The following is a 15,472-nucleotide window of genomic DNA, read 5'->3' on the forward strand; positions in this document are numbered from 1 at the left end:
GCGTGACAACGAAGTCAAAAAGCAACTTCTGTCGCGCTCCCTTTTACTTGCTTAAATTTTTAGCCTTCGAATGTCTGCCAATCGGCAGCCCAAATCATGCCCATCACTTTTTCACCGGTATGAACACCGACAACCGGTCCGATGTGACTGGTTTCGATTCGTACGTTGGGATGTTCGGTTTGAATCGTATCGACCCACGTCTTGCTCTCAATCGGATTGTAACCGTCCACAATCGTTGCTTGAACCGGATAGGACACATTAGCAATGTCGTCGCTGAAATGCGTCTGAATGTATTTAAACGCCCTTTTCATGGTGCGTTCTTTGCCAATGGCAACGATTTTGCCGTCCGCATCGAAAGTCAGCAGCGGTTTAATTCGGAGCAGGTTGCCGACAAAGGCCGCACTATTGGAGATACGGCCCGTCCGCAGCAAATGACGGATATCATCCACCACGAAGTAAACACCGAGTGTCTTCTGAAATTCAGCCAGAATCGGCATGATTTCAGCGGCCGTTTTGCCTGCTTGTACTAACCGAGCGGCCAATAAGGCCAAATCGGCTTCCCCAGCACTCGCCATTTTGGAATCAAACGGATAAACATGGATATTTTTAACGCTCGGCACAAACGCCTGTAAATTTTCGAAGAAAGTCGTAATGCCAGATGATAAATGGATCGAAATGACTTCATCATAGCCTTCAGCGGCCAAACGATCGTAAACATCTTTCATCTGCGTCATTGTAATTTGTGAAGTCGTCGGTAACGTCACTGTATTTTTCAGCTTATCGTAAAATTCGTCCGAAGTGATATCGACACCTTCCAGATAAGTCTTGCTTCCGAAAATAACGGTGATTGGAACAATCGTGATATGGTACTTTTGAGCGAGATCAGGTGCGAGATACGCCGCACTGTCCGTGACAACTGCCGTTTTCATTCTCATAGCTCCCTTGGTATATTCAAATCAATTATGTTAAGTATATTTTTAAACTGAAAAGCGGTCAAATGTTTTCTGGTCAAATGATGTTTATCATCAAAAAAGCCGGAACAAAAATTTTGTTCCGACTTTTGTTTTAAGCAGCTTTGTTGGCGATTGCTTCCGCTTTCTTGCGGGCATCATGGCGCCGCACAAAGTACTTCCGGAGTTCTTCGATGAGAACCAGCGGAATCGGAATGCAGATCAAGAAGAGCCATTCATTCCACTGCAATGGTGCTGTATTGAAGATTCCTTGCAAAAATGGAATGTAAATCAAAGCAATAATCAAGCAGATTTCGAAGATGATTCCTTCCCAGACCCGTTTGTTGCTGAACAAACCAATCTTGAAGACGGAAATCTTCTTAGTCCGGCAGTTGATTGCTGCGGCAATCTGACAGAAAACGATCGCTGCTAATGTCATGGTTGTTGCTTCCCGATAGATTGGGGTACCGGAAGCGGCCAAAGCAACGTTCGGCCAGCCGCCGCGTACATGGTTGACGAAGAAGTAGGCTCCCAGTGAAATCAACGATGCGACTAAACCGTACCAGCCGAATGCCTTCGCAACCAACCCTTTCGAAATCAAATGATCCTTTTGCGAACGGGGCGGCTTCTGCATGGTCCCAGGTTCTGTTTGTTCGGTCCCCAAGCCTAAAGCCGGCAGCATATCGGTCCCTAAATCGACGGACAAAATCTGCATAACCGTCAATGGCAATGGAATCAAACCATTTGAGAACAAGAAGGCAATCGATGGTGCGGCTTCAGGAGCGTTACTATTCAAGATGTACAGCAAGAACTTCTGAATGTTGCTGTAAACTGTCCGACCTTCTTCAATGGCAGACACAATCGAAGCGAAGTTGTCATCGGTCAGAATCATATTGGCAGCTTCCTTCGCCACATCAGTCCCGTTTTTACCCATAGCAATCCCGATATCGGCTTTCTTCAAAGCCGGTGCATCGTTGACCCCATCACCGGTAACGGCAACAATATTGCCCATTTCCTGCAAGGCGTTCACAATGCGATACTTCTGTTCTGGTGCCATCCGGGCAAAGATGATTGGGCCCCGTAAAGCGTCCTTCAATTCTTTGTCGTTCATTTTGGCCAATTGCGGTCCGGTAACAACTTCACAGTCTTCATCTGGTCCGATAATGCCGATTTTTCGTGAAATGCTTTCAGCAGTCAAACCATAATCACCAGTAACCATGATGACTTTGATGCTGGCCTCATGGCATTCTTTGATGGCTTGTGCCACTTCTGGACGGGGCGGATCACTCATGGCAATCAGCCCGACAAAGACCATCTGTTGTTCGACATTGTCAATCGAATAATCATCTAATGAATCCGGCAAATCGGTTTTGCCTTTGACAATATCACGGTAGCCGACCCCAAGGACACGCAGTCCTTCTTTGGCAAAGGAATCATTTTGCGCCATAATCTTGTTCTTCAGCTCGTCCGACAACGGCTGCACTTGCCCATCTTTCAAATAAGCAGTGCTGACGGCCAGCACTTCACTTGGTGCCCCTTTAATATAGGCCACTCGTTCGGTGTCGCTGACCTTCTGAATCGTGGTCATCCGTTTCCGATCGGAATCAAATGGAATTTCTTTGACACGTGGCAATTGTTTGTGCAAATCATCTAAATTGATTCCGGATTTTTGCGCAGCGACGCCTAAGCAAGCTTCGGTTGGATCGCCCAAAACGGTGTACTTCGGGTTTTTCTCCGTTGGGGCAACAACACGGGCATTGCTATCCAATGCGGCACCCGTCAGCAGCGTATTCAAATCCGAATCATTTTTAGCTTCAACCTGCTTGCCATCCGCCTGCACTTGCCCATCCGGTGAATAGCCCAAACCAGTAACAGTCAGACTTTCTTTTGGCAGCCATAATTGCTGCACAGTCATCTGATTTTGCGTCAAAGTCCCGGTCTTATCGGAACAAATGACATTGGTTGACCCTAATGTTTCAACACTCGATAATTGTTTGACTAAAGCGTGTTTCTTAGCCATCCGATTGGTGGCCGCAGCCAATGACAGCGTTACGGTTGGCAGTAGACCTTCTGGAATGAAGGCAACAACCATGCCGAGCGCAAAAATAAAGGCTTGGGCCCATGGATAATGCACAATAAAGATGGCGGCAACAAAGAATAAAACGCCCATCGTGATTGCCAGCAATGAAATCTGCCGTGTCAGCACGTCGAGCTCTTTTTCCAATGGACTTGGTTTCGGTTTGACCGATTGCGTCAATTGCGCAATGTGACCGAATTCGGTGTTCATCCCAGTTGAGAGAACCACACCAGTGCCGCTCCCAGTTGAAATACTGGTCCCCGCATAGAGAATGTTGTTCTCGTCGTAACGGCCCTTTGTATTCGCATCGACTTTCAAACTCTTGGCGATCGGATTGGATTCACCTGTTAAAGCGGCTTGATCAGCCTTTAAATCGGTGGAAGAAATCAGCCGCATATCTGCGGCGACATTGTCACCTTCTTCAAAGGCAATCACATCGCCCGGCACGACGTCTTGGGCTAAGATCTGCTGCTGCTTGCCATCCCGCATTGCACGGACATAAGACGGCAGCATTTTACTCAAGGCATCGGTTGCCTTGGTCGCCTGAAATTCTTGCCAGAAACTAAAGATCCCATTGATAATATTCACTAACCAGATTGCGATCCCCATCGTCATCATGCCGGCAAACATCGCTACGGCACCACCGACCCAGAGTAAGATCGCCATCAGGCTGGTGAAATTTTTCAAAAAGCGAAGAATGAGGGGTTCTTGTTTTTTCTTCTGAATGACATTTTCCCCATATTTTTCTTCACGCTTTTTTGCTTCTGCACTCGTTAAACCTTGTGCACTCGTTCCAAGCTGCTGATAAACCTCTTGAATATCAGCCTGGGAGAAGGCCTTGATTTGCTGCGCCTCATCCCCTGAAGATTTCTGCATATTGATCCGTCCCTTATCTCTAAATTAAAAAAATCCTGAAAACGTTTGCTACGCGTCCTCATAGGCAACGTAATTATAACACATGCCCCGATTTCATGACGCACTCGAAATAATGGGGCCTTGCTGGGTCGTAAAAACCTTGTCTACCAACTCACAACGAGCACTGTAACACAAAAAGACGAATGAGAAAACAGACAATTCTGTCTCATTCGTCCGATTTAAATCGTTTTATGAAAGACGTAGGTCAGGAAAAAGCTGTAGAGCCCGATCGAAAAGGGCTTGAGCAGGATGATCGTCACCAGATATTCCCGAAACGGGAGTTTGCTCAGTCCCGAAACGAGGCAGACGATGTCATCGGGTGCAAAAGGAATCAGCAACGTTCCAATCAGCACTTTTTCCATATTCTGCGATTGATTTTCGGCGATTCGTTCATACTTGGCAAAACTTTTTTCCGAAAACAAGTAAGCCAATAAACGAACGCCGACATGACGGACCAGCAAAAAGCCGACAATTTCACCGGCCACGATTCCTAAGTAACTGTATAAAATGCCGCCCCAGAATCCGAACAACAAGGAACCAAGCAGCACTGACAAGCCGCCGGGCAGAATCGGTACTAACACTTGTACCGCCTGAAACAGCATAAAGCCGATTGGCGCATACGCACCCCAAGTCTGCAAAGTGGCTTGTAATTTAGCGACTGCAGATTGCGAACCGGCCGCATGGAGCCGCCAGATAAAATAAATAAAAACGGCCAGCCCCGCAATTGGAATCAAGGTTACGATGGTGCGCACAATCCGCTTCATCATTATACTTCAGCTAGATGCGGTTCTTTTGCTTCAGCATCCTTGACCCGCTGATTGATTTGATCGACCATGGTAATCAGCTGATGAATCTCATCATACGAATACCCCATATTGTCCAAGCAAGAAGATACTTCCGCCATGATTTGTGGTTTCAGCTTTTTGGCCTTGGGCGTTAATGAAACGATCACCTTGCGCTCATCGACACGTGACCGCTCCCGTGTCAGCCAGCCCCGTTTTTCCAGCAATTTCAGTAATGGTGTCAATGTCCCGCTATCGAGCTCCAAAACCTTTCCCAAGTCATTGACGGTCGAATGGTCATGTTCCCATAGCGCCAATAATGTAATGTACTGTACGTAGGTCAAGTAATACTTTTTGAGCGGTACCGCATAAAACCGATTGTACTCTTTTGCCGTTTTATAAATGGCAAAACACAGCTGATCTTTTAATAACAGATCTTCATCTGCCATGAAAGTCCCCTCCAATAAATGGCATACCGCTCATTACAGAAAATCCATTTGCAATTAGACTTGTGCCAATGCCCTCAACTTAGGCGTTTCGCGATTGATTATGATAAAATTTATATTCCGATCAACTTTATTATACAAAATTTACTTTTAGCAAGCAAAGCCCGTCGCTTCAAAAACAGCCTATTGCAACTGCCGCCATTCTTTTTCTGAGGACCAGCTTTGCTTTCGGCCGGCTTAAAAAAAGTGTCACAAAATCTGTGCAAACCTGCATCAATCTATTTTAACATGACCAATAAAAAAGGAGCTGCGCATTGATTTACATGTGCAGCTCCTGTTCATAAAATTTAATTGATTAACGTCGGCGGCCCATCAAAGAAAAGAGCCACAAGACCAATCCGACGACAAGGGCAATGGCCCCGCCGAGCATGTAAGTCTGACTGACGCCAGTTATGAGCTGCTGGGCAATATTGGCAACATCGGTATTTTCAATCGTACCGACAACAATATTCTGAGCTACAGCAGTCGTGCCCATAAACCCTAAGAGGACCCAGAGTAATCCAGCCCAGAAAGCAGCTCCACCGAAGTAACGGCAGAAACTGCTCAAATGGGCCATGATAAAGAGCCATAACCCAAGTGCCAGCGAAACGACTAGCCCGCCCCAGAATAAGGCGGCTGTATAAAATTCAGCATCATGCAAAACGGCAACGACTTTCTTCAAGGAATACTGGTCACTGATTTTCGTCTGCACTTTTTGAGCAGCGGAATTGATAAACGGCTGAATCAGCGCTTGAACTGTACTGCTTAGGGTCAGGCTGTTTTCAGCGGCAACATTATTCAGATTCGTTGTCAACTGCGTTGAAATTGTGCTCGTCGATAACGGTGTCGTATCGCCATGATAAAGATTGGTTACAGTTGTCGTCAGATCCGTCTTGATGTCAGCCTTGGTCACTAAATCTTTCGTCAGTTCAGATGGCAGCCCATTTTCTGTGGCCACTGTCTGAATTTGTTTATCCGTGGCTTTGGTAATTGCAGATAAATTTTGGGACGAAGTTAACGTATTCGTCACATAATTGACGTTTAAAACGGTTTGCCGTGTTAAGAATGCACCGACCGTCACAAATAAGGAGATCGTCAGGAGAAAACCAAGAAACCGGCTCAAACCACGATGAGTAGGCTTGGCCGTCTTTTGTTGATGATGAGCTGCTTCACGCATATTCCCATTCCCTTCTATTTTGTTCCATAGAATTGCTTTGGTCTAATTCTAGCATATTTCAAAAGATTCTAGAAATTGAGCCGCCCTAACTAAAGAAGTGTGATACATTAAAACCAATGCTATAAAGGTTGGTGAAAAAATGACAGCTCCTATTTATATTTTATATATTTCCATCTCCGGCAACACCCATGCCTTCATCGAAGAACTCAGCGATTATGCACAGCAGCAGCATGCTTTGAACGATAATCAGCCGGTCATCCATGCCAAAGAAATTTCAGATGCGGATGCACCTGAACGTGAATCACATGCCTATTTTGCCTTTGTGCCCACTTACTTAGATGGCGGCAACGGAATCGATAATGGCGTCAAAGAGTTGATGACCAACTCACTGGGCGAATACATTGCCTATGATGACAATCGGACGCGCTGTCTTGGGATTGTCGGCAGCGGCAATAAAAACTTCAATTTGCAGTACTGTCTGACTGCCAAACGATATGCCCATGATTACGGCTTCCCATTTTTGGATGATTACGAATTACGGGGCACCCAAAGCGATGTCGAACGAATCTATGCCACGCTCGTCAACACCCAAAATGCACATCAGGAAGCTTAACTAAAAGGGAGCGGGACAGAAGTCGCTTTTTGACTTCGTTGTCACGCCCCCGCGAGGACAGCTAGGTATTTACTTAGCTGGTTACTGCGCAATGTAAATACCAGATGGCTACCGCGTTTCGCAAATTTATACAATTAAAACAAAAATGACTCTTTAAATGCAAAAATTGCATTTTAAAGAGTCATTTTTCGTGAAAGAGACACTTAGGTCACAGCCTCTTTTTTGCACCTATTATTTCTTGTAATCGACTGGGAAGTCCTTCGCATCCGGCCACTGATCGACTTCATCGTGATAAGCATTCTGCTTATGCGGGGTGTGCCAGTCAAAGTCCTGATACCATAAACTGCGCTTGTTCTGATTGAGCAGCGAAATGGCGCCCATATCATCATCGCTCAATTCAAAGTCGTAAATATCTGCATTCTGTTCAATCCGCTGTGCATGAACGGACTTAGGAATGGTGATGATGTTGCTCTGCAGGTCCCAACGTAAAATGACCTGCGCAACCGACTTGCCGTATTGATCGGCAATCTTCTTCAGCTTAGGATCATTCAAGGCTTGGCCGCCACCTAATGGCGACCATGCTTCAATCTTCATGTCGATTTTCTTGGCATAATCGCGCATCTCTTCTTGCTGCAGCAATGGGTTGAATTCGATCTGATCGACAGCTGGTGTTACCGTTGCATCCTGCAAAAGGTCGTCCATATGTTCCTGATCGAAATTAGAAACACCAATCGACTTCACTTTGCCTTCTGAATACAGTTTTTCCAGTGCCTGCCAGGTTTCCTTGTACAACCCATCAACAGGCCAATGAATCAGATACAGGTCCAAGTAGTCCAGCCCTAATCGATCCAAACTGCCCTGGAAATTATCCAATGTCTTCTGGTAGCCTTGGTCGCCATTGAACACTTTAGTAGTAATAAAGAGATCTTCCCGTTTCTTGCCAGTGGCGGCTAATCCTTTGCGAATCCCGTCGCCGACACCGGCTTCATTCCCGTACTGCTTTGCTGTATCAATCAGCAGGTACCCGTCTTTGATCGCCGTTTCAACGGCAAAAGATGCTTCATGCAAAGTTGCTTTCCAGACGCCTAAACCTTCAACCGGCATTTTTTGACCGTTATTCAAGGTAACTTTGGACGACAAACTTAATTCATCACTCATATCTGGACCTCCCTTTTTTAATCGCTTCCACCGTACAACACTTTGAAGCCAACTGTCAAAATAAAACGTACGTGAATTTAAAAGGGCGGCCGTGACTTGTGCCACGACCGCTTGCTTCTTACTGATCCATTTTAGCAACAATGCCAGGAATGTCCTTTGGCAGCGCCGCTAATGCCTGCGCACCGGATTCCAAAAGCTCGGTTTTGGTCCCGAACCCATATAAGACACCGATCCGCCGCATTTGTTTCTGCTGCGCCCCCAGCATGTCTGTCTGCCGATCGCCGATCATAATGCTTTCCTGCGGAACAATTTTTGTTTGTTCAAACGCATTGCCCAGCACATCAAAACTGCGATCCCAGATGGCGCCCCGTTCGGAACCATAAACGCCTTTCAAATACTGAAGCATGTCAAAGTGATCCAGCATTTGTTCGGCAATTTTTTCCGGCTTCGAAGTGGCGACATAGATCGGATACTTGTCATGCAGCTCGTTCAGAACTTGCGTAATGCCGTTATAAACATGTGCCTCATACATGCCATGTTTATAATAGTACGAATTAAAGATCTGAATGGCCTCGTTGATCGTCTCCTGATCCGAAATTTGATAAAATCTTTGAATCGACTCTCCTAGCGGCGGTCCGATCCAAAAGTGGTAGTCCGCATCGCTCAGCGGTGCCCATCCCATTTCATCAACTGTGTGCCGCAGCGCCTGCATGATCCCATGGTTGGAGTCAACAATGGTCCCATCCAAATCAAAAAATAGCGCAGTTACTTTCATAAAATTACCCCCCATAGATGATTGCTTACGAAAGCCACACCTGATTTTTAACAAAACACAAACAAAATGTCACATTTTCTTCACATTTAGCCTGTATCCTGTTCATTGTAGTCAAGGAGTTGACTACAACTCAAACAACCCAATAAGAACCCAACTTTTTTCATTTTACTCCTCCAAAGTAAATAGAAAATTCGTTGCTATGTCTCTCCCAAGCATAGCAACACCCTTACTCCTTTTAGCCACCGGCCCTCCCAAGCCGGTGGTTTTTGTTTTAGGCGTGTTTATTTGATTGCGGCCGCCGGTACAAGGACAGTCCCCAGATTAGGATGCCCAATGCAGCGAGTTCGCTGAGGAAAATGAACCCATCCATCGGCACTTGGCTGTGATCGCCAGCGATTCCGATCAGCGGCGACAGACAGCCGCCGATGCCGTTCATGACGACTCCTAAGATGGCCGAAGCACTGCCGGCCCGGTCGCCGACTGATTGCATGGCCAGCGAGGTAGCGGTGGTATTGACCATCCCGACCAAGCTGATCACGATAAATAATCCGATGACGAGCGGCCAAAAATTATTCGGCAGCGCCAAGCTGATCAAAATCAGGAAGCTGACGAACGTGCCGACCCACAAGCTGCGGACCAGGATGGTCTGGTCAGAATGAAAATGAACTAATTCACCCGTCAGACGAGTCGCCACCACAATGCCGAGCCCATTGATCGCATAGAGAACGGAGAACATCTGGGCCGACATATGGAAAATGTCTTGGAAGACGAAGCTTGCCCCCGAAATGTAGCTGAACAAGGCTGCATAGACAAAACCTTGGGTCAGCACATATGTCATAAAATTGCGATCATGCAGCAACGCATGGATATCGGCGAGAATATTCCGCCAGGAGGCCACACGTTTGTCTTTGGGCAGCGTTTCCGGCAGACCGAACCAAACGGCCACAATCAGGATGACCCCCACAACTGTCAGCAGCCAGAAAATACCTTTCCAAGTCGTAAAACTGAGAATAAAGCCGCCTAGGATTGGGGCCAAGATTGGAAAAATGCCATTGATTGCCATCAGAATCGCAAAGAACTGCGTCAGCTGGGGGCCGACAAACAAATCACGTGTGATCGAACGTGATAACACTTGACCGGCCGATCCAGCAATGCCCTGCAAAAAACGCAACCCAATCAGAACAAATACATTGGTGGTCAGTGCGGCGCCAAACGCCGTCACAGTAAACAGGGCCAGTCCAAATAGCAACGGCCCTCTGCGGCCCCAGCGGTCGCTCATCGGACCGATGATCAGTTGCCCAGCAGCAAGGCCGAAAATGCAGGCCGTGATCGTCAGCTGTGCTAATGAGGTGGTTGTGTGCAGCTGCCGTTCCAATTCTGGCAGTGCCGGCAGATACATATCCATCGACAAAGGTCCAAAGGCACTCAAAGTTCCCAATAAAAAAATAACAAAAATGCGGTGTGTCTTGGTCATTTCCAGCCTCCTTTCGTTTTCTTTCAGTGTAACGGAAATTACGCAAACTGCGCAAATTAAATTACTAATATTAAAAAGCAAAAGACTGGAACAACAACCATGTCCCAGCCTCCCAACGCTTTATGGATTTAAACACTCAATCTTTTTTCGAATCGATGCGTAACGTATCGACCACATGTTTCTGATAATAATTCTTCACATCGAGCGCCAATTGAATCAAGCTCTGATCGTCGCCCACTTGGAAGAAGAAGCAGTTGCCTTGCGCCGCATTTTTGCGATAGAACACCGCCGACGTAGTAATCAGCATGTCATATTGCTGACCAAGCGTATACGGTTCGACCTCCAATTCCGGCATCGCATTGAATAAGAAGGAATACGCTTGAAATGACGACACATTCGTCTGCATCATCAAACCAACTGTCTGCCGATACTGCGGTGCTTTGATCGTATAAGTCGGCAGCAGCAAGTTATAATACTGTTCCAAGAGTGCCCCGCGCACCGGCACAAAGTCGGCATATTTCGCCGGCAAATGATCTAAGTAGAATTTCAGACGTTCGTATAACGACGTCTTCCCAAACTCAAAAATACCCCCAACGGCCACATTCGACGACAACAACGGCAGATCGATCTGCAGGAAGTAATAGCCGACCGTCATGATCAGCGCATTGCCGACCAGCACCGGATCTGAATGCAGATTCAATTCCTTGTTATCGGCTTTGCGTTCGACATAATGGAACATATCCATCACAAAATGCCAAATAATATTTTGCGAAGACTTGTAGTACGCTAAGATTTTCTGCAGATGCGTATCGTTTTGATTGCGATAAGTGATTGGAAAATTCATCAAAAAGAAACCGAAATGCATTTCCGCCTGCTGGACATCTTCCGGCAAAACGCTGACAAATTCTTCCAATTCATTCATCTTATAGCTCGGATTGCTTTCAATCAGCAAATCATAACGGGGGTCATCCTTTACAAAATGACCGCTTTGAATGCGTAGAAATTCAATTGTCAGCACAATATTGAAATAATGCGCATCTTCGATCTTTTCAAAATCCTCAGAGTTGTCCAAGACCACTTTGCGAACGGCCTGCACTTGTTTTTCGATCTGCGGCGAAACCGGCCAATCGATGTTATGCGTTGACAGCGAAAAAATCTGGCACAGCAGCAGCCGAATATAACGTTCATCGCCGACAATCTGCAGGTGCTTATACTGCAGCCGCAGATTGCAGCGGCTCAAAACTGAATTCAGATGGTTCATACGCCGGAAAATCGTCGAACGGCTCTTGCCGCTGTAATCGCAAAATTCCGTTAAAGAGGATTGCGGGTGTTTCAGCATAAAGAAAAGCAGCTGATACGGAATATTCCGACGAATCAATTCATACCGGAATCGATCCAGCGAAACCCGCAAATGATGTGTATCCACGCCCCCATACGGCACAAGGATCGATTCCTGTTGTGGATCGATTTTTTGGATCATCATGTTGATCTCTTGCAGCGTATTGTATGTTTTTTGGTAAGTCTGGTCAGCACGCTGCGCAAAGTAATGAATCGTGTACCTGTCAGGGCGTGAGGTTTCTACCAACTTATAAAACTGATAATAACTATAGCTCGTGTTATCGAGCATGATCCGTTCAAAATCCATCTATCCTACTCCAGTTCTTCATTTTTCATCTTTATCATATCATTTTATAATCTTAAAAATACCGTTTTTCCCATTTTTGTTACAAAAAAACACGCAAAAAACGCCCTTATAGCAACAATCAATCCTATTTTTTGACAAATCTTAAGGAATGCGCTCCAAAGACTGATAAATCGCACTTTGGAGCTGCTTTTTCACTGAAGCTCATTTCTGATTCGTGATACACTTGGTTTAAAAAGGAGGCCAGGAAATGACCACAGCACATTTGACCGATCTGAATACTGGCCTATCCGCACCGGAAGTCAGCCAGCGGATCGCAAACGGACAGAAAAATACTGCCCAGAAACCGTTAACGCGCAGTGTCCGGCAGATTTGGCGGGACAACTTGCTGACATGGTTTAATTTGATCAACCTGATTATCGCTGCTTTCATTATTTACACCGGCAGTTATAAAAATCTATTGTTCCTTGGCGTCGCAATCGCCAATACCGCAATCGGTATCTTTCAAGAGGTCCGTTCGAAACGGCAGATCGACAAGATGGCGTTACTCGCAAATACGCCATCAACTGTTCTCCGGGACGGCACCCTCCAAAAAATCGATCAAGGCGAATTAGTGCAGGATGACCTTCTGCTTTTAAAACGAGGCGACCAAATCCCCACTGATGGCTTGGTCCGCCAAACACAGGGACTCGAAGTCGATGAATCGCAATTAACCGGTGAAGCACTGCCGATTGTCAAGGTTGCTGGCGACAGCTTATTTTCCGGCAGTTTTCTGACCAGCGGCCAAGCGTATGTCCAAGTTACTGCAGTCGGATCCGCCAATACGACTTCACGGCTGGCCGATGCAGCTAAACAGGAAAAACCAAGTACCAGTGTGCTGCTAACAATCATCAACCGCATCATCAAAGTACTGACCATCATCATCCTGCCGTTAGGTGCTTTGCTGATGGCCGCCCGTCTGCTGCACCATGCGTCGCTTGACCGGGCCATTCTAGGCACAGCGGCCGCCATGGTCGGCATGATTCCAGAAGGACTGGTTCTGCTGACTTCAGTTGCACTGGCTGTTGGTGCGCTTAACTTGGCTCGCCAGCGGGTCTTGGTCCGCACCTTGCCGTCCATTGAAACACTGGCTCGTGTCGATGTCCTCTGCTTAGACAAAACCGGCACTTTGACTAGCGGCAAACTAAAACTGGAACGATTCATTCCGATCGGCCAGCAGGCAGCCGGCAAATTGCAGGCTGCTGCCAGTGCTGTCGTTTTCACCTTGAACGACGACAACGAAACTGCTCTGGCCATCAAAGCGGCCTATCCTGAGCATCCTGATTGGGTCCCGACGGCACAAGTCCCCTTCTCATCGGCACGTAAATGGAGCGGAGTTTCCTTCCAAGGGCAAGGCAGCTGGATTATGGGGGCACCAGAATTTGTGCTGGCGCATCTTAGCAACGAACAGCAGCATAAGATTTCTGCCGCCACACAAGAAGGATTACGCGTTTTAGCGTTAGTGCATTCAAATGAAACGCAATTAACGACCACTTTGCCGGCCGACCGGCAATTAAGTGCCATTCTGCTCATCAGTGATGAATTGCGTCCAACCGCTAAACATACGTTGGAATATTTCAAAATGCAGTCGGTTGCCGTCAAAATTATTTCCGGCGATGATCCCGAAACGGTCGGCAAAATTGCTGCTCGAGCCGGTGTCGATCAATGCGATGCAGTTGTCGATATGCGCCAAATCGATGACCATGCTGATTATCAAAAATTAGTTCGGACCCACACCATTTTTGGACGGGTCACCCCGACCCAGAAAAAGAAATTGATTGCTGCTTTCCAAGCAAACGGCCATACCGTTGCAATGACGGGCGATGGGGTCAATGATATCCTCGCCTTGCGGCAGTCTGACTGCGGAATAGCGATGGCATCCGGCAGTGAAGCAACTAAAAGCATCGCCGACTTTGTGCTGCTCGACTCCAACTTCGATGCTATGATTGGCGTCTTGAATGAAGGGCGCCGGGTCATCAACAACATCGAACGAGTTGCTTCCCTATACTTGATTAAAACGGCCTATTCAATCATTCTCAGCCTGATTTACATTTTCATGGCGGGCGATTATCCTTTCCAGCCGATCCAATTAACGCCGATTTCAGCGCTGACTGTTGGCATTCCCTCTTTCTTCCTAGCACTCTATCCGGATTATGATCCGCCACGTGGTAAATTTATGAAGAACATTATGGAAACGGCTCTGCCCGCCGCCTTATGTGTCGTCGGCTACTTGCTTGTTATTCAGTGGCTCGGCAGCGTAATCGGTTTAAACTATGCAACGACCTCAACCTTGAGTGTGCTAGTAACAGGAGCAATCTGTTTCAGCGCCTTAATTGAGGTATCCCGTCCGTTCAACCTGCGCAAAGTCCTGCTAGTCGGTGTTTTGATGTTATGCTTTGTCGCCGTCTTTGCTTGGGGCCAGCAGATTTTTTCACTCGTCAATCTGTTTACTTGGCGGCTGAGCCTGTTTGCAGTCCTATTGCTAATCAGCGCTTACCCTGTCTTCCAGTTTGCCCAGCAAACATTAGGCAAGCATGTCTTCACTAAAATTCATTGGAAAAGCAATTAAAAAAGTTCTGGTCATCACGACCAGAACTTTTTTAATAATCAGCTTTGCTGTAACGGTGTCTTAACGACGATTACATCGCATGGGGCTTGCCGGACGACATAAGCGGCGACGGAACCGGCCCGCCGTCCGCCGATATTATTGGCCCCGACCGCACCCATGACAATTAAATCAGATTGATAATCCTTTGGTGCATCGACACCGACCACTGATTTGGCATTGCCAAAGCGGACGTGGACCCGCACATCGGGACAGCCCAGCCGCTCGACTTCTTTTTTGATATCTTCCAACTGCACTTGGGTGGTCTTGGTCAAATTCACGATCAGATCATCGGTCGGCTGCGGCAAACGCAAGAAACTGACATGATACTGTGTCGATTCAATTACTCGCAGGATATCGAGCCGGCTGTGATTGATCAATGCAATCTGAATGGCCTTGTCGAGCGCCTCATTGGCTTGATGCGAACCGTCGAACGGCACTAAAATATTTTGATAATGTGTGCTCATGAATCTGACCTCCGTTTCTATTGCTGCCGAGCTTTATAGGAACGTGTTTTCTCACGTTCGAGCTTGATTGCCCGCCGTGTCTTTTCACGTTCGATCTGCAATTTTTCATGGTAGATCATGGTCTTGAACAAACCATGAAAAGCAATGGCGGCCGGAATTGCATGGGCCAGTGCAATCGGAATGATCAGCCATTGGTGCTGGTCCAAAACATCCAGCATTTGTTCAAAATCAGATGACACTTCTTCCGTCACCGGTTTAGCGTCCGTTTCAACCGGCTGTTCCTTCGTTTGTTTTTTCCCGAACATGATGATTC

At 46.9% G+C, this 15,472-nt stretch carries 13 protein-coding genes; 2 read left to right on the top strand and 11 right to left on the bottom strand.

Going from position 1 to position 15,472, the window contains the following annotated elements; translation table 11 throughout:
- Nucleotides 1-59: 59 nt before the first annotated feature.
- The 5 genes from IV40_RS02575 to IV40_RS02595 all read right to left on the bottom strand — a co-directional run bounded on the left by IV40_RS02575 (nucleotide 60) and on the right by IV40_RS02595 (nucleotide 6,386).
- On the bottom strand, nucleotides 60-929 hold the full coding sequence (locus tag IV40_RS02575) for a DegV family protein (protein WP_057768825.1): 870 nt from the start codon (nucleotides 927-929) through the stop codon (nucleotides 60-62).
- Between the two features lie 136 nt (nucleotides 930-1,065).
- Nucleotides 1,066-3,903 (bottom strand): cation-translocating P-type ATPase, encoded by a 2,838-nt coding sequence (locus IV40_RS02580; protein ID WP_057768826.1) that lies wholly within the window; start codon nucleotides 3,901-3,903, stop codon nucleotides 1,066-1,068.
- A 218-nt stretch (nucleotides 3,904-4,121) separates the two neighbouring features.
- Nucleotides 4,122-4,709, bottom strand: coding sequence for a TVP38/TMEM64 family protein (locus IV40_RS02585; RefSeq protein WP_082617906.1), 588 nt, complete (start codon nucleotides 4,707-4,709; stop codon nucleotides 4,122-4,124).
- Complete coding sequence (locus IV40_RS02590; RefSeq protein ID WP_057768828.1) at nucleotides 4,709-5,173, bottom strand: MarR family winged helix-turn-helix transcriptional regulator; 465 nt, start codon at nucleotides 5,171-5,173, stop codon at nucleotides 4,709-4,711. The genes IV40_RS02585 and IV40_RS02590 overlap by 1 nt, the downstream gene beginning before the upstream one ends.
- 352 nt (nucleotides 5,174-5,525) lie before the next feature.
- Entirely contained in the window at nucleotides 5,526-6,386 is an 861-nt protein-coding gene (locus IV40_RS02595) for a hypothetical protein (RefSeq protein WP_057768829.1), read from the bottom strand.
- Between the two features lie 139 nt (nucleotides 6,387-6,525).
- Between IV40_RS02595 and nrdI the strand changes: the two genes are divergently transcribed.
- A complete protein-coding gene (gene nrdI / locus IV40_RS02600) occupies nucleotides 6,526-6,999 on the top strand; it encodes a class Ib ribonucleoside-diphosphate reductase assembly flavoprotein NrdI (RefSeq protein WP_057768830.1) in 474 nt (157 codons plus the stop codon).
- Nucleotides 7,000-7,230: 231 nt separating this feature from the next.
- Here nrdI and IV40_RS02605 read toward each other — a convergent pair whose 3' ends face one another.
- The 4 genes from IV40_RS02605 to IV40_RS02620 form a co-directional block, all read right to left on the bottom strand.
- A complete protein-coding gene (locus tag IV40_RS02605; RefSeq protein WP_057768831.1) occupies nucleotides 7,231-8,157 on the bottom strand; it encodes an aldo/keto reductase in 927 nt (308 codons plus the stop codon).
- Nucleotides 8,158-8,275: 118 nt separating this feature from the next.
- Nucleotides 8,276-8,932, bottom strand: coding sequence for an HAD hydrolase-like protein (locus tag IV40_RS02610; protein WP_057768832.1), 657 nt, complete (start codon nucleotides 8,930-8,932; stop codon nucleotides 8,276-8,278).
- 271 nt (nucleotides 8,933-9,203) lie between these two features.
- Entirely contained in the window at nucleotides 9,204-10,406 is a 1,203-nt protein-coding gene (locus IV40_RS02615; RefSeq protein ID WP_057768833.1) for a multidrug effflux MFS transporter, read from the bottom strand.
- A 136-nt stretch (nucleotides 10,407-10,542) separates the two neighbouring features.
- Nucleotides 10,543-12,051 (bottom strand): helix-turn-helix domain-containing protein, encoded by a 1,509-nt coding sequence (locus IV40_RS02620; protein WP_057768834.1) that lies wholly within the window; start codon nucleotides 12,049-12,051, stop codon nucleotides 10,543-10,545.
- A 247-nt stretch (nucleotides 12,052-12,298) separates the two neighbouring features.
- On the opposite strand from IV40_RS02620, the gene IV40_RS02625 reads away from it, so the two are divergent.
- Nucleotides 12,299-14,656 carry a cation-translocating P-type ATPase gene (locus IV40_RS02625; RefSeq protein WP_057768835.1) on the top strand — a complete coding sequence of 786 codons (2,358 nt, stop codon included), beginning with the start codon at nucleotides 12,299-12,301 and terminating at the stop codon, nucleotides 14,654-14,656.
- A gap of 38 nt (nucleotides 14,657-14,694) precedes the next feature.
- Here the strand turns inward: IV40_RS02625 and IV40_RS02630 are convergent, their stop codons facing one another.
- Together IV40_RS02630 and IV40_RS02635 are read right to left on the bottom strand one after the other, a co-directional pair.
- On the bottom strand, nucleotides 14,695-15,159 hold the full coding sequence (locus tag IV40_RS02630; RefSeq protein ID WP_057768836.1) for a universal stress protein: 465 nt from the start codon (nucleotides 15,157-15,159) through the stop codon (nucleotides 14,695-14,697).
- A 17-nt stretch (nucleotides 15,160-15,176) separates the two neighbouring features.
- A complete protein-coding gene (locus tag IV40_RS02635; protein WP_057768837.1) occupies nucleotides 15,177-15,464 on the bottom strand; it encodes a hypothetical protein in 288 nt (95 codons plus the stop codon).
- Nucleotides 15,465-15,472: the final 8 nt, after the last annotated feature.

The organism is Lactobacillus selangorensis, from assembly GCF_001437205.1.
In the GTDB taxonomy this organism is placed as follows: domain Bacteria; phylum Bacillota; class Bacilli; order Lactobacillales; family Lactobacillaceae; genus Paralactobacillus; species Paralactobacillus selangorensis.